This is a genomic window from Pseudomonas sp. Snoq117.2, assembly GCF_900110545.1.
Classification (GTDB): domain Bacteria; phylum Pseudomonadota; class Gammaproteobacteria; order Pseudomonadales; family Pseudomonadaceae; genus Chryseomonas; species Chryseomonas benzopyrenica.
The window spans coordinates 287,709-313,616 of record NZ_FOED01000005.1 but is presented as its reverse complement, the minus strand read 5'-3'; the positions used below and the strand labels follow the sequence as shown (position 1 = coordinate 313,616).

At 65.1% G+C, this 25,908-nt stretch carries 20 protein-coding genes and 1 tRNA gene; 8 read left to right on the top strand and 13 right to left on the bottom strand.

Annotated elements, in window-relative coordinates:
- Positions 1-11: 11 nt before the first annotated feature.
- Entirely contained in the window at positions 12-1,493 is a 1,482-nt protein-coding gene (gene gltX, locus BMZ43_RS15400; protein ID WP_093254817.1) for a glutamate--tRNA ligase, read from the bottom strand.
- A gap of 78 nt (positions 1,494-1,571) precedes the next feature.
- Complete coding sequence (uvrB, locus tag BMZ43_RS15395) at positions 1,572-3,581, bottom strand: excinuclease ABC subunit UvrB (RefSeq protein ID WP_093254813.1); 2,010 nt, start codon at positions 3,579-3,581, stop codon at positions 1,572-1,574.
- 247 nt (positions 3,582-3,828) lie between these two features.
- Here uvrB and BMZ43_RS15390 point away from each other — a divergent pair, with 247 nt between their 5' ends.
- Positions 3,829-5,031, top strand: a complete 1,203-nt coding sequence (locus BMZ43_RS15390; RefSeq protein WP_017642053.1) for an amino acid aminotransferase — start codon at positions 3,829-3,831, stop codon at positions 5,029-5,031.
- Between the two features lie 82 nt (positions 5,032-5,113).
- A tRNA-Asn gene (locus BMZ43_RS15385) sits at positions 5,114-5,189 on the top strand.
- Between the two features lie 82 nt (positions 5,190-5,271).
- On the opposite strand, the gene BMZ43_RS15380 is transcribed toward BMZ43_RS15385, so the two are convergent.
- Positions 5,272-5,646 (bottom strand): response regulator, encoded by a 375-nt coding sequence (locus BMZ43_RS15380; protein ID WP_017642052.1) that lies wholly within the window; start codon positions 5,644-5,646, stop codon positions 5,272-5,274.
- A gap of 262 nt (positions 5,647-5,908) precedes the next feature.
- On the opposite strand from BMZ43_RS15380, the gene BMZ43_RS15375 reads away from it, so the two are divergent.
- The 3 genes from BMZ43_RS15375 to BMZ43_RS15365 all read left to right on the top strand — a co-directional run bounded on the left by BMZ43_RS15375 (position 5,909) and on the right by BMZ43_RS15365 (position 7,955).
- Positions 5,909-6,922, top strand: a complete 1,014-nt coding sequence (locus tag BMZ43_RS15375; RefSeq protein WP_064308339.1) for a sensor histidine kinase — start codon at positions 5,909-5,911, stop codon at positions 6,920-6,922.
- A 76-nt stretch (positions 6,923-6,998) separates the two neighbouring features.
- Complete coding sequence (locus tag BMZ43_RS15370; RefSeq protein ID WP_026083960.1) at positions 6,999-7,337, top strand: zinc ribbon domain-containing protein YjdM; 339 nt, start codon at positions 6,999-7,001, stop codon at positions 7,335-7,337.
- A 75-nt stretch (positions 7,338-7,412) separates the two neighbouring features.
- The gene (locus BMZ43_RS15365; RefSeq protein WP_017642049.1) at positions 7,413-7,955 is read left to right on the top strand and encodes an invasion associated locus B family protein; all 543 of its coding nucleotides are present in this window, start codon (positions 7,413-7,415) and stop codon (positions 7,953-7,955) included.
- A gap of 6 nt (positions 7,956-7,961) precedes the next feature.
- Here BMZ43_RS15365 and BMZ43_RS15360 read toward each other — a convergent pair whose 3' ends face one another.
- From BMZ43_RS15360 to BMZ43_RS15345, 4 genes are all read right to left on the bottom strand, one after another.
- Positions 7,962-9,020, bottom strand: a complete 1,059-nt coding sequence (locus BMZ43_RS15360; protein ID WP_093254808.1) for a Gfo/Idh/MocA family protein — start codon at positions 9,018-9,020, stop codon at positions 7,962-7,964.
- Positions 9,021-9,083: 63 nt separating this feature from the next.
- A complete protein-coding gene (locus tag BMZ43_RS15355) occupies positions 9,084-9,821 on the bottom strand; it encodes a hypothetical protein (protein WP_093254806.1) in 738 nt (245 codons plus the stop codon).
- Positions 9,822-10,105: 284 nt separating this feature from the next.
- On the bottom strand, positions 10,106-11,599 hold the full coding sequence (locus BMZ43_RS15350) for a CoA-acylating methylmalonate-semialdehyde dehydrogenase (RefSeq protein WP_093254802.1): 1,494 nt from the start codon (positions 11,597-11,599) through the stop codon (positions 10,106-10,108).
- A gap of 56 nt (positions 11,600-11,655) precedes the next feature.
- A complete protein-coding gene (locus BMZ43_RS15345; RefSeq protein WP_093254800.1) occupies positions 11,656-13,002 on the bottom strand; it encodes an omega-aminotransferase AptA in 1,347 nt (448 codons plus the stop codon).
- 479 nt (positions 13,003-13,481) lie between these two features.
- Between BMZ43_RS15345 and BMZ43_RS15340 the strand changes: the two genes are divergently transcribed.
- Positions 13,482-14,480: an acyltransferase family protein gene (locus BMZ43_RS15340; protein ID WP_017642036.1), complete on the top strand. Its 999-nt coding sequence runs from the start codon at positions 13,482-13,484 to the stop codon at positions 14,478-14,480.
- 62 nt (positions 14,481-14,542) lie between these two features.
- Positions 14,543-15,463 (top strand): LysR family transcriptional regulator, encoded by a 921-nt coding sequence (locus BMZ43_RS15335; RefSeq protein ID WP_064308348.1) that lies wholly within the window; start codon positions 14,543-14,545, stop codon positions 15,461-15,463.
- Here BMZ43_RS15335 and BMZ43_RS15330 read toward each other — a convergent pair.
- Positions 15,460-16,188, bottom strand: a complete 729-nt coding sequence (locus BMZ43_RS15330; protein ID WP_064308349.1) for an SDR family oxidoreductase — start codon at positions 16,186-16,188, stop codon at positions 15,460-15,462. The two genes, BMZ43_RS15335 and BMZ43_RS15330, sit on opposite strands and share 4 nt — an antisense overlap.
- A 162-nt stretch (positions 16,189-16,350) precedes the next feature.
- On the opposite strand from BMZ43_RS15330, the gene BMZ43_RS15325 reads away from it, so the two are divergent.
- Positions 16,351-17,253 carry a LysR family transcriptional regulator gene (locus tag BMZ43_RS15325; protein ID WP_093254797.1) on the top strand — a complete coding sequence of 301 codons (903 nt, stop codon included), beginning with the start codon at positions 16,351-16,353 and terminating at the stop codon, positions 17,251-17,253.
- Positions 17,254-17,464: 211 nt separating this feature from the next.
- Here BMZ43_RS15325 and BMZ43_RS15320 read toward each other — a convergent pair whose 3' ends face one another.
- From BMZ43_RS15320 to tkt, 5 genes are all read right to left on the bottom strand, one after another.
- Positions 17,465-18,283: an HAD family hydrolase gene (locus BMZ43_RS15320; RefSeq protein WP_093254891.1), complete on the bottom strand. Its 819-nt coding sequence runs from the start codon at positions 18,281-18,283 to the stop codon at positions 17,465-17,467.
- Positions 18,265-19,821 carry a glucose-6-phosphate dehydrogenase gene (gene zwf / locus BMZ43_RS15315; RefSeq protein ID WP_093254795.1) on the bottom strand — a complete coding sequence of 519 codons (1,557 nt, stop codon included), beginning with the start codon at positions 19,819-19,821 and terminating at the stop codon, positions 18,265-18,267. Before zwf ends, BMZ43_RS15320 begins: the two co-directional genes overlap by 19 nt.
- Positions 19,822-19,904: 83 nt before the next feature.
- Complete coding sequence (gnd, locus tag BMZ43_RS15310; RefSeq protein ID WP_017642029.1) at positions 19,905-20,882, bottom strand: phosphogluconate dehydrogenase (NAD(+)-dependent, decarboxylating); 978 nt, start codon at positions 20,880-20,882, stop codon at positions 19,905-19,907.
- 18 nt (positions 20,883-20,900) lie between these two features.
- Positions 20,901-23,720 (bottom strand): bifunctional transaldolase/phosoglucose isomerase, encoded by a 2,820-nt coding sequence (locus BMZ43_RS15305; RefSeq protein ID WP_093254792.1) that lies wholly within the window; start codon positions 23,718-23,720, stop codon positions 20,901-20,903.
- The gene (gene tkt, locus BMZ43_RS15300; RefSeq protein ID WP_093254789.1) at positions 23,717-25,801 is read right to left on the bottom strand and encodes a transketolase; all 2,085 of its coding nucleotides are present in this window, start codon (positions 25,799-25,801) and stop codon (positions 23,717-23,719) included. Before tkt ends, BMZ43_RS15305 begins: the two co-directional genes overlap by 4 nt.
- Positions 25,802-25,908 lie beyond the last annotated feature (107 nt).

The window sequence follows — 25,908 nt, the reverse complement described above, 5'->3', positions numbered from 1 at the left end:
CCGGAAGCCGGTTAGCCGAGTTCGGCCAGCAGCTTCTCCCACTCCTTGGTTTCCTTCTTGGAAGGCGCACCCAGCAACTCGACCGCCTGGCGCAGGCGGAAGCGGGTGAGGTCCGGCCCGAGGATTTCCATGGCATCCAGCACCGAGACCGAACTGGCCTGGCCGGTGATGGCGGCGAACAGCAGCGGCATGACGTCGCGCAGCTTGAGCTGCTGGTGCTCGGCGACGGCCTGGATCACCGCGGTGATGCGCTCCTTGTCCCACTGGCGCAGGGCTTCGAGCTTCCACAGCAGCAGCTGCATGACCAGGCGGACCTGGTCGGCGGACAGCTTCTTGTGCTGGAACAGCGCCGGATCCAGTTTTAGGGCGCCACTGAAGAAGAAGCCGGCCAGTGGGGCGATCTGGCTGAAGGTCTCGACGCGCTGCTGCACCAGGGGGGCGATCTTGAGCAGGTACTCGGGATTGAGCGCCCATTGCTGCACCTCGGCGGCGAAGCGCTCGGGGCTCAGCTCGCGCAGCCACTGGCCGTTGAGCCAGGAGAGCTTCTCGACGTCAAAGATCGGACCGCCCAGGGACACGCGCTGGAGGTCGAAATGCTCGACCATCTCGTCCAGGGTGAATTTCTCGCGCTCGTCGGGCATGGACCAGCCCATGCGGCCGAGGTAGTTGAGCATGGCCTCGGGCAGGTAGCCCATGCGCTGGTAGAAGGTCACAGAAGTGGGATTCTTGCGCTTGGAAAGCTTGCTCTTGTCCGGATTGCGCAGCAGCGGCATGTAGCAGAGTTGGGGCTGTTCCCAGCCGAAGTACTCGTAGAGCTTGATCAGCTTGGGCGCCGAGGGCAGCCACTCCTCGCCGCGCAGGACGTGGGTGATGCCCATCAGGTGGTCGTCGACCACGTTGGCCAGGAAATAGGTGGGCAGGCCGTCGGCCTTCATCAGCACCTGCATGTCCATGCGATCCCAGGGGATCTCGACATCACCGCGCAGCAGGTCGGGGACGACGCAGACGCCCTCCTCCGGCACCTTCATGCGGATCACATAGGGCTGGCCGGCATCCAGGCGCTGTTGCACCTCGTCCTGGCTCAGGCGCAGGCCGCGACCGTCGTAGCGCGGGGTCTCGCCGCGCGCCTGCTGCTCGGCACGCATCTGGTCGAGTTCTTCGGGCGTGGCGAAGCAGTAGAAGGCATGGCCCTTCTCCACCAGTTCATGGGCGTACTTCCAGTAGATCTCGCCGCGTTCGCTCTGCCGATAGGGGCCATGGGGGCCACCGACGTCCGGGCCCTCGTCCCACTCGATGCCCAGCCAGCGCAAGGCGTCGTAGATCTGCTGTTCGGATTCGCGGGTCGAACGGACCTGGTCGGTATCCTCGATGCGCAGAATGAACTGCCCCCCGTGCTGACGGGCGAAGCAGAGGTTGAACAGGGCGATATAGGCGGTACCGACATGCGGGTCGCCGGTGGGCGACGGCGCGATGCGCGTGCGAACGGTAGTCATCGGCTTTCTCGAAAAACGCGAAGGGACAAAGGCAGAATGGTAGCAGCGCCGGGGTCGGCGCTGCCAGTTGGAGCAGGCTTACACCTGGACCAGGCGCTCGCGCAGCGCCTGGATCTCGTCACGCAGCTGGGCAGCGGACTCGAACTGCAGGTCGCGCGCCAGTTGCAGCATCTTTTCTTCGAGCTGACGGATGCGCTTGCCGATCTCGCTCGGCGAGCGCAGTTCGGCGGCGTACTCACCCTGATCCTCGGCGGCCTTGGCCACGCGCCGCTTGCCCTTGGCACCCGGGGCCGCGGCGCCTTCCATGATGTCGCGAATGTCCTTCTTGATGCCCTGGGGCACGATGCCGTGCTCTTCGTTGAAGGCTAGCTGCTTGTTGCGCCGGCGTTCGGTCTCGTCGATGGCCCGCTGCATGGAGCCGGTCATGTTGTCAGCATAGAGGATGGCCTTGCCGTTGAGGTTACGTGCCGCCCGGCCAATGGTCTGGATCAGCGAGCGCTCGGAACGCAGGAAGCCTTCCTTGTCGGCGTCGAGCACCGCCACCAGGGAGACCTCGGGCATGTCCAGGCCTTCGCGCAAGAGGTTGATGCCCACCAGGACGTCGAAGGTGCCCAGGCGCAGGTCGCGGATGATCTCCACCCGCTCCACGGTGTCGATGTCCGAGTGCAGGTAGCGCACCCGTACGTCGTGGTCGGCCAGGTAGTCGGTGAGGTCCTCGGCCATGCGCTTGGTCAGGGTGGTACAAAGCACCCGCTCCTCCTGGGCCACGCGCAGGCGGATCTCGGAGAGCAGATCGTCCACCTGGGTGGTGGCCGGGCGGATCTCGATGATGGGGTCGACCAGGCCGGTAGGTCGCACCACCTGCTCGACCACGCGGCCGGCGTGTTCTTCCTCATAGGGACCCGGGGTCGCCGAGACGAAGATGGTCTGGGGCGCACCGGCTTCCCACTCCTCGAACTTGAGCGGCCGGTTGTCCAGCGCCGAGGGCAGGCGGAAGCCGTATTCCACCAGGGTTTCCTTGCGCGAGCGGTCGCCCTTGAACATGGCGCCGATCTGCGGAACGGTGACGTGGGATTCGTCGATTACCAGCAGGGCATTGCTCGGCAGATAGTCATAGAGGGTGGGGGGCGGCTCGCCCGGACCACGCCCAGACAGGTAGCGGCTGTAGTTCTCGATGCCGTTGCAATAGCCCAGTTCGAGGATCATCTCCAGGTCGAAGCGAGTGCGCTGCTCCAGCCGCTGGGCTTCGAGCAGACGATTCTGGCTGCGCAGCCATTCGAGGCGGTCGGCGAGCTCCAGCTTGATGTTCTCGATGGCGCCCAGCAGGGTTTCGCGCGGCGTGGCGTAGTGGGTCTTGGGATAGAAGGTGAAGCGCGGCAACTTGCGGATCACTTCGCCGGTCAGCGGATCGAAGGCCGACAGACTCTCCACCTCGTCGTCGAACAGCTCGATGCGCACCGCTTCCAGATCGGATTCCGCGGGGAAGATGTCGATGACGTCGCCGCGTACCCGGAAGGTGGCGCGGGCGAATTCCATGTCGTTGCGGCTGTACTGCAACTCGGCCAGCCGGCGCAGGATGGTGCGCTGGTCGATGCGGTCGCCGCGATCCAGGTGCAAGACCATCTTCAGGTAGGCCTCGGGACTGCCCAGGCCGTAGATGGAGGATACCGAGGCGACGATGATGGCGTCCTTGCGCTCCAGCAAGGCCTTGGTGGCGGACAGGCGCATCTGCTCGATGTGATCGTTGATGGACGAGTCCTTCTCGATGAAGGTGTCCGACGAGGGCACATAGGCTTCCGGCTGGTAGTAGTCGTAGTAGGAGACGAAGTACTCCACCGAGTTGTTCGGGAAGAAGGCCTTGAATTCGCCATAGAGCTGGGCGGCCAGGGTCTTGTTCGGCGCCAGCACCATGGTCGGGCGCTGCACCTGGGCGATGACGTTGGCGATGCTGAAGGTCTTGCCCGAGCCGGTCACGCCGAGCAGGGTCTGATGCGACAGGCCCGCCTCCAGGCCTTCCACCATCTGGCGAATGGCTTCGGGCTGGTCGCCGGCCGGGGTGTAGCGGGTGGAGAGCTGGAATGCGGACATGGCTGCCTCAGTAGCGCGGAAATGCACGGACACCACCGCGCTGACGCAAGGCCAGGGCGGTGTGGGCGAGGAAAAAGCTGGAAGCCCCTAGATGAGGTCGCATGCGCCCCTTTGCAATCCGCCCGCAGCGCCGCACGTCAGGAAATCTCCTACCGAGGTCGGGTCGCGATGGTGCCTGCAGGGGGCTATACTCCTGGTTCCTAAGCGTTCCGCCCTTCCCTTCACCCCTCATTCGAGCCCCTGCCCCATGAGTTTGTTCTCCGCCGTCGAAATGGCACCCCGCGACCCCATCCTTGGCCTGAACGAGGCCTATAACGCCGACGCCCGTCCGCACAAGGTCAATCTGGGCGTGGGGGTCTACTACGACGAGCAGGGCCGCATTCCGCTGCTGCGCGCCGTGGCCGAGGCCGAGCGCCAGCGCGTGGCCGCTCAGGCGCCGCGTGGCTACCTGCCCATCGAGGGCATCGCCGCCTACGACCAGGCCGTGCAGCACCTGCTGTTCGGCGCCGAGTCGAGCCTGGTGCGCGAAGGTCGCGCCATCACCGTCCAGGCCGTCGGCGGCACCGGCGCCTTGAAGATCGGTGCCGACTTCCTCAAGCGGCTGCTGCCGGATGCCGTGGTCGCCATCAGTGACCCGAGCTGGGAAAACCACCGCGCGCTGTTCGAGGGCGCCGGTTTTCCCGTGCAGAACTATCGCTACTACGACGCCGCCAGCAATGGCCTGAACCGCGCCGGTTTCCTGGCCGACCTCCAGGCATTGCCGGAGCGCTCAGTGGTAGTGCTGCACGCCTGCTGCCACAACCCCACCGGCGTGGATCTGCAACCGGCCGATTGGCAAGCGGTGCTGGACGTGGTCAAGGCTCGCAACCTGGTGCCCTTCCTCGACATCGCCTACCAGGGCTTTGGCGACGGCATCGAGGAAGACGCCCAGGCCGTACGCCTGTTCGCCGATTCCGGTCTGACCTTCCTGGTCTCCAGCTCCTTCTCCAAGTCCTTCTCCCTGTACGGCGAGCGGGTCGGCGCCTTGACCCTGGTCAGCGAAAGCCGCGAGGAAAGCGCCCGGGTGCTGTCCCAGATCAAACGGGTCATTCGCACCAACTACTCCAACCCGCCGACCCATGGCGCCACCATCGTCGCCAGCGTGCTGAGCAATCCCGAGCTGCGCGCCCTGTGGGAAGCCGAGCTGGGGGAAATGCGCCAGCGCATTCGCACCATGCGCAACGCCCTGGTGGAAGGCTTGGCCGCGGCTGGCGCTACCCGCGACTTCGCCTTCGTCAACGCCCAGCGCGGCATGTTCTCCTACTCCGGCCTCACCGCCGAGCAGGTCGAGCGGCTGAAGAGCGAATTCGGCATCTATGCGGTCAGTACCGGACGCATCTGTGTGGCCGCGTTGAACGAGCGCAATCTGCCGCCCACCATCCAGGCCATCGCCGCGGTATTGCAGGGCTGACGACGAGCGTTCGGCGGCCCGTTTTTCTGGTGCCACCGAGGCTTGACTTCCCGTTATCTATCAGTAAGATACGCCCCGTTGTTCCGCGATAGCTCAGTCGGTAGAGCAAATGACTGTTAATCATTGGGTCCCTGGTTCGAGTCCAGGTCGCGGAGCCAAAATCTGAAAAAGCCCGTAGCGGGCGACCGCTACGGGCTTTTTCATGGGCGCGATTTGGTCAGCGCCACAGCTGTCGAGTGCTTAGACAGGATTCATTTGAGCACCGGGCGCTGGGCAACTGCGGTGCAACGCCTCCAGATCCCAGGGTTTGGGCAGAAAGGTCGCCCGCGCCGCGCGAGCAGGGTTGTCGTCGCAATAGCCCGAGGTGATGACGATGGGCAGGTGGGCCTGACGGCCACGCGCCTGGAGTGCCAGATCCACACCACTTAGAAGGCCTGGCATCCGCACATCGGTAAAGAGCAGATCCAACTTGGGCTGCGCTTCCTGCAAGAAGGCACAGGCGGCATCCGCGCTGCCAAAGGCATACACCTGATAACCCCAGCCTTCGAAGAGTTCCTGCAACAGCTCGCGCAGAACAGGCTCATCCTCGGCGACTAGCACACGCTGGCGATTCATGAGCGGATCCTGTGATTGAAAGGTTGCAATCGTTTGACCATAGCAATCCACTAGCGTCCTGAGCTGTACGACCAAGGGCACTGTTGTACAAGAAACATACCTGACCGATTAACGAGCGGGGGAAACGGCCGAGGCGGTCCAACTCTTGTACAGGCTGCCGCCGTCGGACCGGGCAAAGCCACCTTTGGTGCGCTCATCCCCCTAAGCGAGACCGCTATGCGTTAAGCTTGCGCCGCCGTTGTCTACCCCACAGGTTAGAGCCTTGGATCCGTCGTCTCGTCGTCATTGGATCAGCGATCTCAGCAGCAGGATCCGCGCTCGCCCGGTACTGGCCTACGGCCTCGCGCTGCTGGCGTTCGCCCTGGCCCTGGCGGCACGCTTCGCCCTGGTGGACGTCCTGCTGCAGGGCTTTCCCTACCTCACCTTCTTTCCCGCCGTCATCCTGACCACCTTCTTCTGCGGCAGCCGCGCCGGCACCCTGTGCGCCGTGCTGTCCGGGTTGGCCGCCTGGTACTTCTTCATTCCTCCGGGCTGGACCTTCGATGTCGGCGCCCAGGGCTTTCTGGCCCTGGCCTTCTACGTGGTCATCGTCGGTGTGGACATCGCCCTGATCCACTACATGCATAGAGCAAGCGCCCGACTGCGCGCCGAGCAGCAGGTGATCCACGACCTCTACGACGTCCAGACGACGATGTTCCAGGAGTTGCAGCACCGGGTCGCCAACAACATCCAGTTCATCGCCTCGTTGCTCATGCTGCAGCAACTCAAGTTGCCCGGCGACAGCCAGGCGTCCCAGGCCCTGGAAGAGGCGCGTTCGCGACTGGAGAGCATTTCGCGTATCCACCGGCGACTGCACGATCCGGCTGACGCCGCGCAGCCAGTGGCCCATCACCTGCAGCTGCTGACCAATGACCTGCTGGCCGCCGCGGGACAGGCCAACGTCTCCTGCGCCATCACTGCCGAGCCGCTGAATTTCGACCTTCCCCGCCTGACCACCCTGTCGATGCTGGTGGCCGAGGTGGTGACCAACTCCCTCAAGCACGCCTTCGACGCCAGCCAGCGCGGACTGATCAGCATCAGCCTGCAACGCGACGACGATCAGCGACTGCTGTTGCGCATCGCCGACAACGGTCGGGGCATGCCACAGCAGTTCAATCCGCGCACCAGCCAACGCCTGGGCTTCAAGATCATCAACAGCCTGGCCGAACAGCTCGGCGGCGAAGCCCGCTATCGCAACGACAATGGCACCGTGGTCGAGGTGCAGCTGGCCGCCTAGTGCAACGGCCTCAGACACCCGGGTGCGGCTAAAACCCTATACAATGCGCGGCTTTTCCAGCCAGGTGTCCTTCGCCATGACCGCTCTGCCGCCCTGCCCCCTCTGTGCTTCCGAATACACCTACGCCGACGGCGCTCAGCTGATCTGTCCGGAGTGCGCCCACGAATGGACGCCCGGTGACACCGGCGCCACGGATGAAGCCAAGGTGATCCGCGATGCGGTCGGCAATACCCTGCAGGACGGCGACACCGTCAGCGTGATCAAGGATCTCAAGGTCAAGGGCTCGTCCCTGGTGGTCAAGGTCGGCACCAAGGTCAAGAACATCCGCCTGGTCGATGGCGATCACGACATCGACTGCAAGATCGAGGGCATAGGTGCGATGAAGCTCAAATCCGAGTTCGTCAAAAAGGTCTGATCGTCGTGCCGGGGTGTTCCCTGGCGGAGCGATGGCCTACCCTTGAAGCTCTTTTCCTTCTGCCAAGGACTCTCCATGTCTTATCGCTTTCTCCGCCCGGCCCTGTTCCTCGCGCCCCTGCTGCTCGCCGGCCAGGCCTTCGCCCAGTCGGCGCCTGCCAACGCCCAGGAACCCCAGCCGTCGGTCACGGAGAAGTATGGCGACTGGCAGGTGATCTGCCGCATCGCCCGTAATGCGGACCGTTCCGTGCAGCTGTGCGCCATCACCCAGCAGAAGGACAGCGCCAAGGGCCAGCGCATGCTGGTCACCGAGCTGCGCCCCAATCGCGAAGGCGTGGACGGCATCCTGGTGCTGCCCTTCGGCGTGGCGGTGACCAAGCCGATCTCGCTGCAGATCGACAAGCGCAGCCTGGAGAATCGGCCCTTCCATACCTGCATCCCCCAGGGCTGCGTGGTGCCGGTGGAATTCGTCGGTGACGTCTTCAAGCAGCTGCAGCGCGGTGGGCGCCTGACCGTGACCACCCCGGTCGCCAACGGCGAGACCGCCAGCGAAAGCCTGTCGCTCAAGGGCTTCTCCAAGGCCTATGACCGCGCCAAGGAACTGACCAAGCCGCTGTAATGACCGCTAGTCTGGCAAGGGCGCTGCCGGGTGCTGTGCCGTGCCGCTGGCGGCGGCACGCTCCACGGCGGCCACCAGCGCCAGAGTACGGGCGGCATCCTCGGCGCTGACCAGGGGAGCCTCCTCTCCCCGCGCGACCCGCACGAAGTGCTCCAGCTGCAGCCGCAAGGCCTCGTCCGGGACCGTTGCCCGCACCTCTGTCGCAAGCGGCTGGTACCAGCCGGCGCCCGGCTCGGCATAGCGCCAGAGGCGCAGCTGCGGCACGCTCAGGGCGCCTTCGGTGCCGGCGAAGAGGTAGCAGGACTGGTCAGGCTGGTGGGGATAGACCGGATTCTCGCCACTGGTGAGCTCCCAGCTCCAGGGCGCGACGGCGCCGTCACTGGCGATGAGACAGCCCAGGGCGCCGCTCTCGAATTGCAGATTGATCACGGCGCTGTCGGCATTGGCGTAGCCGCGCAGGGCGTTGTCGGCGAAGGCCTGGACCTGGCGCACCTCACCGCAGAGATGACGCAGCAGGTCGAGGTCGTGGATCAGATTGGTAAGCAGCATCCCGGCCCCCGCTTCGCGGCGCCAGGCGCTCTCGAAATAGCTCTCAGGCTTCTGCAGTTGCCACAGCGCGGTGACGGTGACCAGGCGGCCAAGCGCGCCCTGGCGCAACAGTTCATGAGCCCTGGCGATCAGCGGATTGTGGCGACGATGATGCCCGACCAGCAGTGGCACGCGCTGGTCGCGCTGGGCGTGCAGCAGCTGAGCCACCTCTGCTGACGTGGTCCCCACGGGCTTCTCCAGCAGCAGCGGGATGCCCAGATTCAGACAATCCAGGGCGGTGGCCACATGCAGGGCATTGGGATTGGCAACGATCACCGCTTCCGGGCGCACGCTTTCCAGCAGCTGCCGATGATCGCGGAAATGCGGCACGGCCCACTGCGCGGCGAGTTCGGCCGCCCTCGGATCGGGATCGGCCAGGGCGCACAGCCGGGCGCTCGGCACGGATTGAAGATGATGCAGGTGCTGGCGGCCCATGTTGCCGGCGCCGATGAGGGCGATGCGCAAGACAGCGACCATAAGAGAACCCCTTGTTATGGTTGTCGAGGTCGCTCGACTCTAAGGGACGCCCGGTCGAAGGCGCTACTGCACCGGCAGGAAATTGATGAACAGCAGACTCTGGGCGTAGTTGACGCCGATGCGCCGATAGCGCTCGTCCAGCAACTGGGCAAGCAGGTCCAGCCGGGCGACGATCTTGCCGAACTCGGTGGCGAAGCTGAGGTTGCTGCCCTCCTCCGAGATCTCGTTGGCGAACAGCAGCGGTTCGCCCTCGGCGTTCTTGCGCTGGCCGAGCAGCCAGGTGGCCTTCTCGATGTTACGGGCGGCATTGTTGACGAAGCGCGCATTCACCACATCGGTGATGTAGAACTCGGTGCGATTGCCGTGGGCAGCGATGATCATGCTGCCGATGGCATAGATGTAAGCACCGACGCGGTCACCCTGGTAATCGTCACCCAGCACGTAGCTCAGGGCCGCCACGTCCTTGCGTCCGCCCAGTGCCGGCAGGCTGCGTCGCTGCTCGATGGCCGTGCGGATCTCCCGCTCGGCGCTGGCGGCATCGGGCAGGCCGGTCTTCTTCCATTCGGCCGGATTGCGCAGGTAGAGCTTGTTCATCAGCCGGTAGAGACTCTGCAGATTGGCCTGCATGGCGAGGGTAGCCATGCGGTCGGAGCTGGTCTGCAGGAATTCGCTGGGGCGGGTCTTGCCGAATTGCCGGGCAATGTCCTGGGCGGACTGGCTGGTGCAGCCGGTCAGGCTGGCGAGCAGGAGGCCAATCACACACCCGAGACGGGCGACGGCTGTGAAGGGGGTGGCAGACATGGGGACTTCGGCGGCTGGGGGCAGCCGAAGGGTAAAGCCTTCCTTGGCCGGCCTGCTGTGCGGCAGGCCAAGGAATGGACCTTTTCGAGCCTATTCAACGGCTCGCGAGCTAGCGACAAACAAGGCCTAGGCGGCCCCGCGAAAATGGCTGAGGAAGCGGATCGGACCCGCGCTCGGGTTTACAAGTAGTAAATGAGCATTACGACGGGGCCGCCCAGGCGGGGCTGGCGACCCAGGCCATTTTCAACGCCGTTTGGCCGACGCGTAGCAGCCTTTGAACAGGCTCAGCCGTTGCTGGGGAAGGCAAATTGCGAAGCCTCCTGGGCCTCGCGCTGCGGCCAGCGCTGGGTGATGGTCTTGCGCCGGGTGTAGAAGCGCACGCCGTCGGGGCCGTAGGCATGGAGGTCGCCGAACAGCGAGCGTTTCCAGCCGCCAAAGCTGTGGTAGGCCACCGGCACCGGCAGGGGCACGTTGATGCCGACCATGCCCACTTCGATCTGATCGGCGAACAGCCGTGCCGCTTCGCCGTCGCGGGTGAAGATGCAGGTGCCGTTGCCGTATTCATGGGCGTTGATCAGGGCGATGCCCTCCTCAAGGCTCTTGACCCGCACCACGCAGAGCACCGGGCCAAAGATCTCTTCCCTGTAGATGCGCATCTCCGGGGTGACCTGATCGAACAGGCAGCCGCCGAGGAAGAAGCCTTCCTCATGGTCGGCGACCTTGAGGCTGCGGCCGTCCACCACCAGCTTGGCGCCTGCGGCGACGCCGTCGACGACGTAGCCGGTGACCTTGTCCAGGTGCGCGCCGGTGACCAGCGGACCCATGTCCAGGCCGCACTGGGTGCCCGGGCCGACCTTGAGCTTTTCGATCTCCGGCACCAGCCGGGCGATCAGGGCATCGGCGACCTGGTCACCGACGCAGACCGCCACCGAGATGGCCATGCAGCGTTCGCCGCAGGAGCCGTAGGCGGCGCCCATCAGCGCATTGACGGTGTTGCCGAGGTCGGCGTCCGGCATCACCACCGCGTGGTTCTTGGCGCCGCCCAGCGCCTGGACGCGCTTGCCCTTGGCGGTGCCGCGGGCATAGATGTATTCGGCGATGGGGGTGGAACCGACAAAGCTCAGCGCCTTGACCTCGGGGGCGTCGATCAGACCGTCCACGGCTTCCTTGTCGCCATGCACCACATTGAGCACGCCCTTGGGCAGACCGGCTTCCTCGAACAGCTGGGCGATGGCCAGGGTGGAGCTGGGATCGCGCTCGCTGGGCTTCAGGATGAAGGTGTTGCCGCAGGCGATGGCCAGCGGATACATCCACAGCGGCACCATGGCCGGGAAGTTGAAGGGGGTGATGCCGGCCACCACGCCTAGCGGCTGGAAGTCGGACCAGGTGTCGATGCTCGGACCGGCATTGCGGTTGTATTCGCCCTTTAGCAATTCGGGTGCGGCGGTGGCGTATTCGACGTTCTCGATGCCACGGCGCAATTCGCCGGCGGCGTCCTCCAGGGTCTTGCCGTGCTCTTCGCTGATCAGCTGCACCAGGCGCTCTTCGTTGCTTTCCAGCAGTTGCTTGAAGCGGAACAGCACTTGGGCACGCTTGGCCGGCGGGGTGTTGCGCCAGGCCGGAAAGGCGGCCTGGGCGGCATCGATGGCCTGTTGCAGGGTAGCGGCATCGGCCAGGGGCACTTCGCGGATCACCGCGCCGGTGGAGGGGTTGTAGACCGGTGCGCGGCGGCTGCCGCCGTCGACCAGTTGGCCGCCGATGAGATGCTTGAGGCTCATGAGGGACTCCTTGTACAAGAGGTGGGCGCCTCCTGTGGGAAGCGCCGGGAAGGGGATCAGTCGATGCGGTTCAGGACATCACCGACGGCGGCGAAGACGCGGTCCAGGTCCTCGATCTTGGCGTTGAAGGTGGGTCCGAATTGCAGGGTGTCGCCACCGAAGCGGACATAGAAGCCGGCCTTCCACAGGGCGATGCCGGCCTCGAACGGGCGGATCACCGCATCGCCGTCGCGCGGGGCGAGTTGCAGGGCACCAGCCAGGCCGCAGCTGCGAATGTCCACCACGTGCTTGGCGCCCTTGAGGCCATGTAGGGAGGCTTCGAACTTGGGCGCCAGCTCGGCCGCCTGTTGCACCAGGTTCTCCCGCTCCATCAGCTCCAGCGCGGCCAGGCCGGCGGCGCAGGCCACCGGATGGGCCGAGTAGGTGTAGCCATGGGGGAATTCCACCATGTGCTCCGGCGTGGCCTGGTTCATGAAGGTATCGTAGATGGCGCTGCTGGCGATCACAGCGCCCAGGGGCACGGCGCCGTTGGTGACCTGCTTGGCCACGTTCATGAGGTCCGGCGTCACGCCGAAGAATTCGGCGCCGGTGTGGCGGCCCATGCGACCAAAGGCGGTGATGACCTCGTCGAAGATCAGCAGGATGTCGTGCTGGGTGCAGATCTCGCGCAGGCGCTGCAGATAGCCCACCGGCGGCACGATCACCCCGGCCGAACCGGACATGGGCTCGACGATGACGGCGGCGATGTTGGAGGCATCGTGCAGCTCGATCAGCTTGAGCAGTTCGTTGGCCAGCTCGACGCCGCCGGTCTCGGCCATGCCCCTGGTGAAGGCCATGCCGGGCTGCAGGGTGTGCGGCAGGTGGTCGACGTCCATGAAGGAGCCATACAGCTTCCGGTTGCCGCCGATGCCACCCAGGCTGGTGCCGGCGATGTTGACGCCGTGATAGCCGCGGGCCCGGCCGATCAGCTTGGTCTTGGCCGGCTGGCCCTTGATGCGCCAGTAGGCCCGCGCCAGCTTGACCGAGGTGTCGGCGCTCTCGGAACCCGAGCCGGTAAAGAAGACATGATCCAGACCGGCCGGGGTCAGCTCGGTCATCTTTTCCGCCAGCTGGAAGGACAGCGGGTGGCCGTACTGGAAGCCCGGCGAATAGTCGAGGGTGCCCAGCTGCCGTGCCACGGCCTCCTGGATCTCCTTGCGCGAGTGACCGGCGCCACAGGTCCAGAGCCCCGAGAGACTGTCATAGATGCGTCGGCCTTGGTCGTCCGTCAGCCAACTGCCCTCGGCGGCCACCACGATGCGCGGATCCTTCTGGAAGGCGCGATTGGCGGTGAAGGGCATCCAGTGGGCGCGCAGATTGAGCTGGGCGGCGACAGGAGGGGAAACGGTCAGCGGCTGGTTCATGACGGGGTCTCGGGCGGTGAAGTCAAGTCTGCAGAGTGCGCCCGGTTTTGCGTGAGTTAAAGGGTTTTTTTCTCACGCTTGGATATCTTGAAACTCACCTTATTGGCGAGAGTGCTCAACCAATCGAGACTTGCTTGCAGGGGAAAACGTCTCTCATTGATCGGATACTGGAATGGATGAAACCCCCTTTCCAGAGGCGATCATCCGTGCCAACTCTACACCGCCGAAACATCTTGAAACCAAGAAAATTGATTAGTAATCAGTGACTTGCCTGAAACAATTTAAGCTGGCCGCCTGCCACCGTAGTCCCGTGGCGCCGAGGCCTCCTCGCCTCACCTCTTTTCCCGGCGCGTAGTCCTGCCGGGCGCGGTAGCCTGTCCGCCGTCTCTGCCGCGTACCCCACTGTCCGCTTTCGCTAACCCGTGCCCCTCCTCTGAGGCAGAGCGCGTGGTTTACCTATTCCTCAAGGAAACCTCTCCATGCTGATTCAGCTCAACTGGATCCGCGGCCTGGCGGCCGTCCTCATCGTTTTCCACCATATGACCGTGGGCAGCTACCAGACCACCGAGCACCAGCAGATCGCATTGAATCTGCTATCGCTGGAAACCACCTGCATCTTCGTCGCCCTCTCCGGTTTCTTCTTTCGCTACAACCTCGGCAAATACAGCTACCAGGTCTATCTGGGCAAGAAGCTGCAGAACGTCATCCTGCCCTACCTGCTGATCTCGATTCCTGCCGTGCTGCTCTATGTTTCCGGGCTCAAGCAGGAGCACGAGTGGATCGACATGAACGCCTTCCATGACTGGCCGCCCTTCGCCCAGACCGCCCTGCTGCTGGCCACTGGCGCCCACCTGGGCCCGCTGTGGTTCATCCCGGCACTGACGCTGATCTTCCTGCTCGCGCCGGTCCTGGAGTGGATCGTCCAGCGTGGCCTGTTGCCGGCGGCGACCATGGTCGGCCTGCTCTATTTCCTGGTGTCCGACCGCCCGGCCAATGATGCCGATCCGCTGCTGGCCGCCCTGCATTTCCTGCCGATCTACCTCTGCGGCATGCTGGCCTGCGAACAGCGCGAACGCCTGCAGCGCCCTCAGGCGCGCTACTGGCTGCTGGCGGCCCTGGTGCTGCTGAGCGGTGCAGCGGTACTCGACAGTGCCTTCTATGGCCTGCAGAAACTGGCGCTGTGCCTGTTGCTCTTCGCCGTTTTCAGCCAGCAGGTCAAGACCACGGGACGTACGGACGGCCGCCTGGCCAAGGGTATGGCCCTGCTCGGTGCCTACAGCTTCGCCATCTATTTTCTGCACGGCTATCTCGCCGGCGCCTATCGGGTGCTCGGCCGCCTGCTGGGTGAGCAGAACTTCGCCCAGTATCTGGGCACTCGCCTGTGCCTGACGCTGATCACCTTGCTCTGCTGCATCGCCGCGGTCTGGCTGGTCAAGCAGGTCAGCCAGCAGCGCAGCCGGGTGTTGATCGGCGCCTGAAGCCAGTCGCTGGCGCCGTACCAAGCGGCGCCTTATGCTGTCCCGCATTTGCGGTGGCAGCCATGAAGACGACGCGCAAGGCCCTGCTCGCCCAAGTCGGCGATTTCGAGATCCGACTGCTGCGGCTGTTCAAGACGGTGGTGGAATGCGGCAGCTTCACCGCCGCCGAAGGTCGCCTGGGCATCACCCGCTCGGCCATCAGCCTGCACATGAACGACCTGGAAAAGCGCCTGGGCATGCGCCTCTGCCAGCGCGGTCGCGCCGGCTTCTCGCTGACCGACGAAGGCCGCGAGGTGCTCAAGGCCAGCCAGTCGCTGTTCGCCGCCCTGGAAGGCTTTCGCAGCGAGGTCAACCAGCTGCACCAGCACCTGCGTGGCGAGCTGAACCTGGGCATCATCAACAACCTGGTGACCCAGCCGCACATGCGCATCACCCATGCCCTGGCGGCGCTCAAGCGTGCTGCGCCGGGGGTGGTGGTCAACATCGGCATGACCCTGCCCGGCGAGATCGAGACCGGCGTGCTCGACGGCCACCTGCACCTGGGCGTGCTGCCGCTGATCAATGCCCTGGCCGGTCTCGACTACCTGCCGCTCTACGAAGAGCGCGCGCTGCTCTATTGCAGCCGCAGTCATCCGCTGTTCGCGGTGGCCGACGCGGCGCTGGACGAGAGCACCCTGGCCACCCAGGATGCGGTAGGCCCCAACCATCTGCTCAACCAGGACGGCCACGAGCGCCATGCCGCGCTGAATTGCACGGCGCGGGCCTCGGATCGCGAAGGCGTGGCCTTTCTCATCCTCACCGGCTGCTACATCGGCTACCTGCCCGACCACGTCGCCCAGCCCTGGGTGGCCCAGGGCCAGTTGCGCGCCCTCGATCCCGAACGCTTCCACTTCGACACCACCCTTGCCGCCGTCACCCGCAAGGGTCGGCGGCCGAATCTGGTGCTGGAGCGCTTTCTCGAAGCCCTGGCCGAAACGGTCTAGTTGGCGCTGCAGGTCGGGCGGACGACGATCTCGTTGACGTCCACGTCGTCCGGCTGCTCGATGGCGTAGCGCACAGCCCGGCCGATGGCGTCGGGTTGCAGAGCGATGGCGCGGTAGCCATCCATCATCGCTCGCGCCGCCGGATCGGTGATGGTCGAGGCCAGCTCGCTTTCCACCACGCCCGGATGGATGCAGGTGACCCGCAGATCGTCACGCTCCTGCCGCAGTCCTTCGGAGATCGCCCGTACCGCATGCTTGGTGGCGCAGTAGACCGCTGCCGTGGGCACCACCGACAGGGCACCGATGGAGCCCAGGTTGATGACGTGGCCAGCGCCGCGCGCGGTGAATTCCGGCAGCACCGCGGCGATGCCGTTGAGCACGCCCTTGATGTTGACGTCGACCATCTGCATCCACTCTTCGGTCTTGAGCGAGGCCAGGGGCGACAGCGGCATGATGCCGGCGTTGTTGACGATGACGTCCACCCGACCCCAGCGCTCGCGAGCCGCCTCGGCGAAGGCGGCCACGTCGGCGCTGTCGGTGACATCCAGCCGGCGGCAGGTGGCTTCGCCACCCGCGGCGTTGATCTCGGCTGCCAGGGCCTCCAACCTGTCGATACGGCGAGCGCCAAGCAGCAGCTTGCAGCCGGCCGCGCCCAGTTCACGCGCGATGCCCGCGCCTATGCCACTGGAGGCGCCGGTGATGAGTACGACCTTGTCGATAGTCATGAGGTGTTCCTTTCGAATTGGGGTGGATTGCCTGGACGACCTGCTGGTCAGCTGCGTGCCCTTCCAGCACTGCGCCCTTCCAGGCTTGCCACCACCTTAGCGAAGGCTCATTGTCGTGATAATTCCCCCGCTCCTGACTGCCATGGTTAGCCAGACTCACCAATGCACACCGATCTGAATCTGCTCAAGGTCTTCGTCGTGGTGGCCACGGCCGAGAATTTCCGGGTGGCAGCTGATCGCCTGGGCGTCAGTCGCTCCGCGGTCAGCCAGGCCATCCGCCGTCTGGAAGACGAACTGGGCAGTTCGCTGGTGCAGCGCACCACCCGCAGCGTGCGCCTGACCGAGGCCGGTGAACGCTTGCAACGGCAGGTCGCAGGCCCCCTGGCCGGTCTGCTGGGCGCCCTGGAAGACGCTAGCCACGCCGGACCACCGCGGGGCCTGTTGCGGGTCGCGGTCACCTCCATCGCCGAGCGCTTTCTCGATGGCCCACTGCTGGCCGGCTTCGTCGAGGCCTATCCGGAGGTGACCCTGGACATCACCGTTACCGACGAGGAATTCGATATCGTCGCCCGTGGTTTCGATGCCGGAGTACGGCTGGGCGAGGTGATCGAGCAGGACATGATCGCCATCCCGGTGACCGGACCGCAGCGCGAAGTGGCGGTGGCGACCCCAGGCTATTTCGCCCGTCATGGCCGACCTCGGCATCCGCGTGACCTGGCGGACCACCGCTGCATCGGCTGGCGCCCGGCACCGGAGGTGGCGCCCTGGCGCTGGGAATTCAGCGAGAACGGTCGCGCCTTCGATGTGGCGGTTGCACCCCGGATCACCACCAACGACATGCTGCTGATGGTACGCACCGCCCTGGCCGGCGGCGGCATCACCTTTGGCATGGAGGACACCTTCAGGCCCTATCTGGACCGTGGCGAACTGGAGCGGGTGCTGGAAGATTACCTGCCGCCCTTTCCCGGCTTCTATCTCTACTATCCGAATCGCCACAACCTGGCGCCCAAGCTGCGGGCGCTGGTGGAGCATGTGCGGGGGTATCGGGCGGAGAACGGGGGGTAGCGCGGGGTTTGGGTGGCGCTCACCCCGGCCCTTTCCCAAGGAGAGAGGAGGCGCACAGGCGGGCCCTGTAGCAAGGAGGTAAATGGCGCAGCCTTTTCCACATGGTCGAGGGTGAGCCTTGTTGGGCTTCGCTGCGCTCAACCCAACCTACAGGACTACCGACACGTAGGTTGGGTTGAGCGCCGCGAAGCCCAACATCACCAACCAGCCATCAGCTCCCCAGGATCCACCGATCGATGGCCTGGGCCAGGCCGTCTTCCTGATTGCTGGCGGTGACCCGGTCGGCCGCTTCCCGCACTCCTGCGCCGGCCTGGCCCATGGCGATGGCCAGGCCCGCCTGGCGGAACATGGGCACGTCGTTGCTGCCATCGCCAATGGCCGCAGTGCGCGCCACGGGCACGCCCGCGGCCTGGGCCAGCTCGATGAGGGCATCGCCCTTGTTGGCCTTGGGGTGGGTGATGTCGAGGTAATAGAGCTGGGAGCGCAATACCGTGGCGCCCTCCCCCAGCCGCTCACCCAGTTCGCCCTCCAGGGCTTCCAGGCCGGCGTGATCGCTACCGGCCGCGACGATCTTGTCGACGCGATCCAAGTAGGGTTCGAAGGAGTCCACGACGGTGGGGCCATAGCCCAGTGCCCGGGTCTCGCGGGGGACGTAGGGCCCCTCCCCGTCGCGGGTCAGCCAGAGGTCGTCGGCGAACAGCCAGACTTCGAAGGCCTCGCGCTCAAGGCGCTCCAGCACCTCGCGGGTGACCTGCTCCGCCAACCGATGGGCGCGGATCAGGGTGCCATCCGCTTCCACCAGATTGCCGCCGTTGAAACCGGCCACTGCCTGGTGAATGCCCAGTTGCCGCACCAGTGGCAGCAGCGCCCGTGGTGGGCGGCTGCTGACCAGGGTAATGGCCTTGCCGGCCGCCTGCAGGCGCTTGACCGCGGCGATCACCGCCTCGCTCAGGCTTTTGTCGTCACGCACCAGGGTGCCATCGATATCCGACACCAGCAGGTCGATGGGGATCAGGTCAGGGGATGCCATGAGCGGCCGTCCTTTTGCAGAAGTTCGTCGGCACCGGCGGGACCGGCGCTGCCCGCGGCATAGCTTTCCACCTCACCGCCCTGCTGCCAGGCGTCGAGGAACGGCTGCACGGCGCGCCAACCGTTCTCGATGTTGTCGGCGCGCTGGAACAGCGTCTGGTCACCGATCAGGGAATCGTAGATCAGGGTTTCGTAGCCGGTGGACGGCTGCATCTCGAAGAAGTCGGTATAGGCGAAGCCCATGCGGATGTTTTCCAGCTCCACCTGGGGCCCCGGGCGCTTGGCATGGAAATCGAACCACATGCCTTCGTCGGGCTGGATCTGGATGATCAGGTAGTTGGGCTTCATCCGATCAATTTTGGTATCGCGGAATTGCGCATAGGGCGCGTGCTTGAAGCAGATGGCGATTTCGGTGTCGCGCGCGGTCAGGCGTTTGCCGGTACGTAGGTAGAAGGGCACCCCGGCCCAACGCCAGTTATCGACGAACAGCTTGAGCGCCACATAGGTCTCGGTCTGGCTTTGCGGATCGACCCGCTCTTCTTCGCGATAGCCTTTCACCGGCTTGTCATTCATGGTCCCGGCGGCGTACTGACCGCGCACCGAATTGACCAGGGCCTCTTCGGTGGTCTGGGGCCGGATGGCACCCACCACCTTGGCCTTCTCATCGCGCACCGAGGTGGCGTTGAAGGACGCCGGCGGCTCCATGGCGACCATGGCCAGCAGCTGGAACAGATGATTGGGCACCATGTCCCTCAGGGTGCCGGTCTTCTCGTAGAAATCGCCACGCGACTCCACGCCCACGGTTTCCGCCGCGGTGATCTGCACATGGTCGATGTAGTGGTTGTTCCAGAACGATTCGAACAGGGCGTTGGAGAAACGGCTGACCAGGATGTTCTGCACCGTCTCCTTGCCCAGGTAGTGGTCGATCCGATAGATCTGCTTTTCTTCCATGTTCGCCAGCAGGCGCTGGTTGAGCGCCTGGGCGCTGGCCAAGTCGGCGCCAAAGGGCTTTTCCACCACCAGTCGGCGGTAGGCGTCTTCGCGCTCTTCCAGCAGCCCGGCCTTGCCCAGGCGCTCGGCCACATCGCCAAAGAAGCGCGCGGCGGTGGCCAGGTAGAAGACGGCGTTAGCGGTATCGGCCTGGGCGATGCGCTCACCCACTGCCTGATAGGTGGCGTCTTCGAGAAAGTCGCCCTGCAGATAGCGGATACGTCCGCGCAGCTGGCCCCAGAGATCGGCATCCAGCGCCTCGTCACGGGACTTGCCCTTGGCTTCGGCCTGGTCACGGATGAAGGCCTCCAGCCGGTCGGCAAAACCTTCGTCGGTGTTGGGATTGTGGTCGACGCCGATGATCTGGGTGCGGTCGTCGAGCAGACCGTCACGCAGGAGGTTGTATAGTGAGGGAATCAGCAGTCGCTTGACCAGGTCGCCATTGGCACCGAACAGGAAGAGCGTGGCTGGCGGCGCGGTGGGCGCTTTGGTGCAGGAGCGCCGCGCCTGGGCGGCGGTGCTGGGGGTCACAGCAGGAGAATCGGTCATGACAGGGCCTTATCCACGAGGGCGGCTGGTGCCGTTCCCCGGGACGCGGCCCGTGGCCGCTCCACAGGGGAACGGCCAGGGTTTTACTGCGGGATTTCGACGTGGCCGCCAAAGCCGAATCTCATGGCCGACAAGAGCTTGTCGGCGTAGGTGGCCTGCTGGCGGGAACGGAAGCGCGCATAGAGGGCAGCGGACAGGACGTTGACCGGTACCGCTTCCTCGATGGCCGCTTCGATGGTCCAGCGACCTTCGCCGCTGTCGGCCACCGAGCCGGAGAACTTCTCCAGTTCGACGTCGCCGGCCAGGGCCTGGGCGGTCAGGTCCAGCAGCCAGGAGGACACCACGCTGCCACGACGCCAGACCTCGGCGATGTCGGCCAGGTCCAGGTCGAAGCGCTCGTCTTCCGGCAGCTTGCTGCTGTTCTTCATCTTGAGGATGTCGAAGCCCTCGGCATAGGCCTGCATCAGGCCGTATTCGATGCCGTTGTGCACCATCTTGACGAAGTGACCGGAACCGGCCGGACCGGTAAAGATGAAGCCGCGCTCGGCCCGCTCGTCCGGGGCGTTGCGGCCACGGGTACGCTCGATGCTGCCATAGCCGGGGGCCAGGGCTTCGAAGATGGGCTCCAGGCGCTCGACGGCTTCGGACTTGCCACCGATCATCATGCAATAGCCACGCTCCAGGCCCCAGACGCCACCGGAGGTGCCGACGTCGACATAGTCGATGCCCTTCTCGGCCAGGGTCTTGGCGCGACGGATATCGTCCTTGTAGTAGGTGTTGCCACCATCGATGATGACGTCACCGGGAGCCAGGCGGTCGGCCAGCTCGGCGATGGTCTGCTCGGTCGGCTCGCCGGCCGGCAGCATGACCCAGATGGCCCGCGGCTGTGCCAGGGCGGCGATGACGCCATCCAGGCTATCGGCGGTGATGGCGCCTTCCTGGCCGAGGCCGGCCACGGTTTCGGCACTGCGGTCATAGACCGCGACTTCATGCCCATGCTTCATCAAACGCCGTGCGATGTTGCCGCCCATGCGGCCCAGTCCGATGATTCCCAATTGCATGCTGATGACTCCTTGAGGTCAGGCGACCGCCGCCTCGACCAGTTCGACGATTTGTTGCAGGCCGGCGTCGATGTCGCCGCCCTTGATATGCACGCGCAGGTAGCGCCGTCCCCGTTCGGCCAGCACCTCGAGGTCGCCCTTGGCCTGGGCGGCCTCGACGACACCAAAGCTCAGACTCCGCCCTGGAATCTCCAGGTCGTTCTGGGCATCGGCGGTAATCTGGATGAACACACCCGAGTTGGGACCGCCCTTGTAGGCCTGTCCCGTGGAGTGCAGAAAGCGGGGGCCGAAGCCGCCGACGGTCGCTACGCGCTTGCTGTCGCGAATGCTATCACGCATGGCGCTCAAGGCCTCCTCGTGCACGGCATTGCGCTCCAGATAGGCCAGTACCGCCAGGTAGTCGCCGGGCTGCAGACGCGCCAGGTGCGCCTTGATCGCTGCGCGGGCGGTGTCCTGCCCCTGCAGGTCGGCATCGCCAAACAGGGTCAGGGTGCCCTCCTCCAGCAGGGGTTCGTCACCGGCCAGGCGACCGTCGCGCTCATAGCCATCAGTGAGCGCACGGGTCTTGATCTTGCTGGCTTCCACGTCGGGCTGATCGAAGGGATTAATGCCGATGACGGCACCGGCCACTTCGGTCGCCACCTCCCAGCGGAAGAATTCCTGACCGATCAGCTCGGCACGGGCGAGACGGATGTCCACCACCGGATGCCCCGCGGCGGCCAGGGCCTGCAGGCGACTGTCGCGCTCGGCGTCTTCCTCGCCGGCCAGCACCAGGCTGACGAACACCCGATCCGCACCATAGACGTCCGGACTGCCCAGCGGCTCCAGATCCACCGGGATGATGCCCTTGCCCTGTTTGCCGGTGCTTTCGGCCAGCAACTGCTCCAGCCAGGCACCCAGACTGGCGACACCCGGCGAGGCGATCAGAGTGACCTTGTCACGACCGGCGCGTACCGCTTCGCCCAACACCACGCCGAGACGGATACCGGGGTTGATGGCAGGCGGCGCACTGGGACCGCAGGCCAGCACCATGGGCTGGGTCACCTGGAAGAAATCGGCCACCGAGTGCCCCAGCAGCGCCAGAGGCACCATGCCGAACACCGACAACACCGAATAGCGCCCACCGATGTGGGGATCGCCCTGGAAAATAGTCCGGTAGCCTTCGGCCGTAGCGCTGGCTTCGAGTTTGGAGCCGGGATCGGTAATGGCGACAAAGCGGCGTTGCACCTCGCCCGAACCCAGGGTCCGCTCGACAGCTTGGTGAAAATAGGCGCGCAGGATTTCCGGCTCCAGGGTCGAGCCGGATTTGCTCGATACCAGGAACAGCGTCTTGCGCAGGTCCAACTGCTCTTCCAGCGCGGTGATCTGCGCCGGGTCGGTGGAATCCAGCACCTTGAGGGTGAGTCCGCCTTTAGCGGTACCTAGGGTGTTGGACAGGACTTCCGGGCCCAGGCTCGAACCACCCATGCCCAGTAGCACCACGGTATCCAGGCCTTCCTTGCGCACGGCATCGACCAAGGCCTCCAGGGCTACGGGATCGGCTTGACGCCCCTGGGCAGCGGCTAGCCAGCCGACCCACTGGTCTTCGTCGCGACCGGTCCAGAGTGAGGCATCGCCCTGCCATAGCCGGCGCGACCAGCCTTCACGTCGTGCCTCGTCGAGGCGGGCCTTGACCGCTTCATTCAGCTCTTGTGGCAGACGATAGTCCGCCGCATTCAGGCGCCCGCCGAGAAAATCGAGGCGCTTCTGGCCGACCGCGCCCAACAGGGCATCGGCGGCGTCCTCGAATTGCCGGGCGCCGTCCTTGACCAACCGCTTGGCCACGCCATCGAGATCCAGCCCGAAACGGGCAGTGGCATCCACCACCCGCTGCGCGGCTTCGATATCGGTGCTCAGCATGGGAGCTGCCGTGCCATGGTCGCGGAAGGCGTCCATAGTCTTGGGCGGCATGGTGTTGACGGTATCCGGACCGATCAGTTGGTCAACATAGAGGGTATCGGGATAGGCCGGATCCTTGGAGCCGGTGGAAGCCCACAGCAATCGCTGCGGATGGGCGCCCTTGGCTGCCAGCACCTTCCAGCGTGGCGACTGGATCAGCCGCTGGTAGTCCTGATAGGCCAGCTTGGCATTGGCGATGGCGACCTTGCCGCGCAGCTCGCCCAGCTCGGCCTCCTCGCCCTTGCGCTCGTCGATCAGCTTGTCCAGCACGCCGTCGACCCGACTGATGAAGAAGCTGGCGACGCTGGCGAGCCGACTGATGTCCTTGCCCTGGTGCAGCCGTGCTTCCAGGCCCGCGATATAGGCCTCCGCCACTGCCATGTAGGCATTGCGATCGAACAGCAGGGTCACGTTGACGTTGATCCCCTCCTCGATCAGTTTGCGGATGGCCACCGCCCCTTCGGGCGTACCGGGCACCTTGACCATGAGGTTGGGCCGAGCTACGGCCTGCCAGAGGCGCCGGGCCTCCTCCAGGGTGGCACGGGTATCCAGCGCCAGGTAGGGGGAGACTTCCAGGCTCACATAGCCATCGCGCCCTTCGAGCCGGTCATAGACCGGCCGCAGGATGTCGGCGGCCTGCTGAATGTCCTCGATGGCCAGATGCTCGTAGACGTAAACCGGCTCGGCATCGGCCTGTTCCAGAAAGGCCTCGAGGCTGGCGTCGTAGTCACTGCCGTGGCCCATGGCCTTCTCGAAGATCGAGGGGTTGGAGGTGACGCCCGTCAGGCCGTCACGCTCGATCAGCTTTTGCAGCTCACCCTTGGCGAGGAACTCGCGGCTGACGAAGTCGAGCCAGACCGCCTGGCCATGCTCCGTCAGCTGTTTGAGTGGATTGCTCATGTGGCGCTCCCTTTACGTTGCGCCTGTTCCTTGGCCAGCTTGACCACGTTTTCCACGGTGTAGCCATATTTCGCCTGCAGCTTGCCGATGGGCGCGGAGGCACCGAAGGTGCTCATGGTGACCGAGGCGCCTTTGCGCCCAACATAGCGCTCCCAACCCAGGGGACCGGCCTGTTCGATGGCGACGCGGCCCAGGACCTCATCGGGCAACACGGACTGCTTGTAGGCCTCGTCCTGCTCTTCGAACAGCTCCCAGCAGGGCATGGAGACGACCCGCGCCTTCACGCCCTCGCCCTTGAGCTGCTCGTAGGCCTGCATGGCCAGACCCAGCTCGCTGCCAGTGGCCATGAGGATCACCTGGGGCGTACCGCCCTCGGCATCGGCTACCACGTAGGCCCCCTGGGCTACGCCTTCGGCGCTGGCGTATTTGCTGCGATCCAAGGTCGGCAGCGGCTGGCGCGACAGCACCATGCAGGACGGTCTATTGGTTTGCTGCAGGGCGATCTTCCAGGCCTGCACCGCTTCGTTGGCATCGCCCGGACGCAAGGTCAGCAGACCGGGCGTGGCACGCAGCTGCGCCAGGTGCTCGATGGGCTGGTGGGTCGGGCCATCTTCGCCGACGCCGATGGAGTCGTGGGTGAAGACGAACACCACCGGCAGCTCCATGATGGAGGCCAGGCGGATCGGCGGCTTCATGTAGTCGCTGAACACCAGGAAGGTGGCGGTGAAGCTGCGCAGGTAGCAGAGCGCCATGCCATTGGCGATGGAGCCCATGGCGTGCTCGCGGATGCCGAAGTGCATATTGCGCCCGGACGGCTCACGAGCGGAGAAGCTGCCCGCGCCGTCGAACTTGAGATTGGTCTTGGTGGACGGCGCCAGATCCGCTGCCCCGCCGACCAGCCAGGGAATGTTCTGGGCAAAGGCATTGAGCGCCTTGCCACCGGACTCGCGGGAGGCCACGCCCTTGGCGTCGGTGTCGAAGCTGGGCAGCTTGGCGTCCCAGCCGTCAGGCATCTCGCCGGCGCGCATGCGCTGGAGTTCATCGGCACGAGTCGGATCGTCCTGACGCAGGCGATCGAAGGCACGGTTCCAGTCTTCGTAAAGGCCGCTGGCACGCTCCAGCAGGGCGTCGCGCAGGTGGTGACGGGCTTCGTCGGGCACCAGGAAGTCGGCGTCCTCCGGCCAGCCATAGGCCTTCTTGGCCAGCTTGATCTCGTCCGCGCCCAGGGGCTCGCCGTGGGCCGCCGCGGTGTTCTGCTTGTTGGGCGCGCCGTAGCCGATGAGGCTGTCGACCACGATCAGGGTCGGCTTGCCGGTATTGCCCTTGAAGCGATGCAGGGCGGCGGCCAGGGCTTCAGCGTCGTTGGCATCCTTGACGTGCAGGGTGTGCCAGCCATAGCCGCGGAAGCGTTCGGCCACGTCTTCGCTGAAGGCCAGTTCGGTGTGGCCTTCGATACTGATGGTGTTGTTGTCGTAGATCCAGCAGAGGTTATCCAGGCCCAGGTGGCCGGCCATAGAGGCCGCCTCGCCGGTGACTCCTTCCATCATGTCGCCGTCGCCGCAGAGGACGTAGACGTCATAGTCGAACAGGGTCACGCCCGGCTGGTTGAACCGCGCGGCCAGCCACTTCTGCGCCAGCGCCATGCCGACGCTGTTGCCACAGCCCTGACCCAGGGGCCCGGTGGTGGTCTCGATCCCGGTAGTCATGCGGTACTCGGGATGGCCTGGCGTCTTGGAATCCAGCTGGCGGAATTGCTTGATGTCGTCGAGGCTGACCGCCTCCTTGCCGGTGGCGGTGCCGTGCTCGTCGATTTCCTTGACCCCGGCCAGGTGCAGCAGCGAATAGAGCAGCATGGAGGCATGGCCGACCGACAGCACGAAGCGGTCTCGGTTGGGCCAGTCCGGATGCTCGGGGTGATAGCGGAGGAAGCGGCTCCACAGCGTGTGGCCGACCGGGGCCAGGGCCATCGGCGTACCGGGGTGGCCGGAGTTGGCCTTCTGTACCGCGTCCATGGACAGGGTACGGATGGTATTGATGGTCAGTTGGTCGGCGTTGGAGCTGGAAGGTGCGGTGGAACCCATGGCAAGCGTCCTCGTGCTGGCAGACACGCCACCCGCGGCGAAAACGGTCTTTACGGTCCCTGAAACCGTTTTCAACAAAGGCAGCGCCTAAGAGAAAAAGCAAAGCG

Bases quoted from the DNA above. Each gene is read 5' to 3' on its own strand.
- gltX (WP_093254817.1), bottom strand. From the start codon at position 1,493: ATGACTACCGTTCGCACGCGCATCGCGCCGTCGCCCACCGGCGACCCG.
- uvrB (WP_093254813.1), bottom strand. From the start codon at position 3,581: ATGTCCGCATTCCAGCTCTCCACCCGCTACACCCCGGCCGGCGACCAG.
- BMZ43_RS15390 (WP_017642053.1), top strand. From the start codon at position 3,829: ATGAGTTTGTTCTCCGCCGTCGAAATGGCACCCCGCGACCCCATCCTT.
- BMZ43_RS15380 (WP_017642052.1), bottom strand. From the start codon at position 5,646: ATGAATCGCCAGCGTGTGCTAGTCGCCGAGGATGAGCCTGTTCTGCGC.
- BMZ43_RS15370 (WP_026083960.1), top strand. From the start codon at position 6,999: ATGACCGCTCTGCCGCCCTGCCCCCTCTGTGCTTCCGAATACACCTAC.
- BMZ43_RS15365 (WP_017642049.1), top strand. From the start codon at position 7,413: ATGTCTTATCGCTTTCTCCGCCCGGCCCTGTTCCTCGCGCCCCTGCTG.
- BMZ43_RS15360 (WP_093254808.1), bottom strand. From the start codon at position 9,020: ATGGTCGCTGTCTTGCGCATCGCCCTCATCGGCGCCGGCAACATGGGC.
- BMZ43_RS15355 (WP_093254806.1), bottom strand. From the start codon at position 9,821: ATGTCTGCCACCCCCTTCACAGCCGTCGCCCGTCTCGGGTGTGTGATT.
- BMZ43_RS15350 (WP_093254802.1), bottom strand. From the start codon at position 11,599: ATGAGCCTCAAGCATCTCATCGGCGGCCAACTGGTCGACGGCGGCAGC.
- BMZ43_RS15345 (WP_093254800.1), bottom strand. From the start codon at position 13,002: ATGAACCAGCCGCTGACCGTTTCCCCTCCTGTCGCCGCCCAGCTCAAT.
- BMZ43_RS15340 (WP_017642036.1), top strand. From the start codon at position 13,482: ATGCTGATTCAGCTCAACTGGATCCGCGGCCTGGCGGCCGTCCTCATC.
- BMZ43_RS15335 (WP_064308348.1), top strand. From the start codon at position 14,543: ATGAAGACGACGCGCAAGGCCCTGCTCGCCCAAGTCGGCGATTTCGAG.
- BMZ43_RS15330 (WP_064308349.1), bottom strand. From the start codon at position 16,188: ATGACTATCGACAAGGTCGTACTCATCACCGGCGCCTCCAGTGGCATA.
- BMZ43_RS15325 (WP_093254797.1), top strand. From the start codon at position 16,351: ATGCACACCGATCTGAATCTGCTCAAGGTCTTCGTCGTGGTGGCCACG.
- BMZ43_RS15320 (WP_093254891.1), bottom strand. From the start codon at position 18,283: ATGGCATCCCCTGACCTGATCCCCATCGACCTGCTGGTGTCGGATATC.
- zwf (WP_093254795.1), bottom strand. From the start codon at position 19,821: ATGACCGATTCTCCTGCTGTGACCCCCAGCACCGCCGCCCAGGCGCGG.
- gnd (WP_017642029.1), bottom strand. From the start codon at position 20,882: ATGCAATTGGGAATCATCGGACTGGGCCGCATGGGCGGCAACATCGCA.
- BMZ43_RS15305 (WP_093254792.1), bottom strand. From the start codon at position 23,720: ATGAGCAATCCACTCAAACAGCTGACGGAGCATGGCCAGGCGGTCTGG.
- tkt (WP_093254789.1), bottom strand. From the start codon at position 25,801: ATGGGTTCCACCGCACCTTCCAGCTCCAACGCCGACCAACTGACCATC.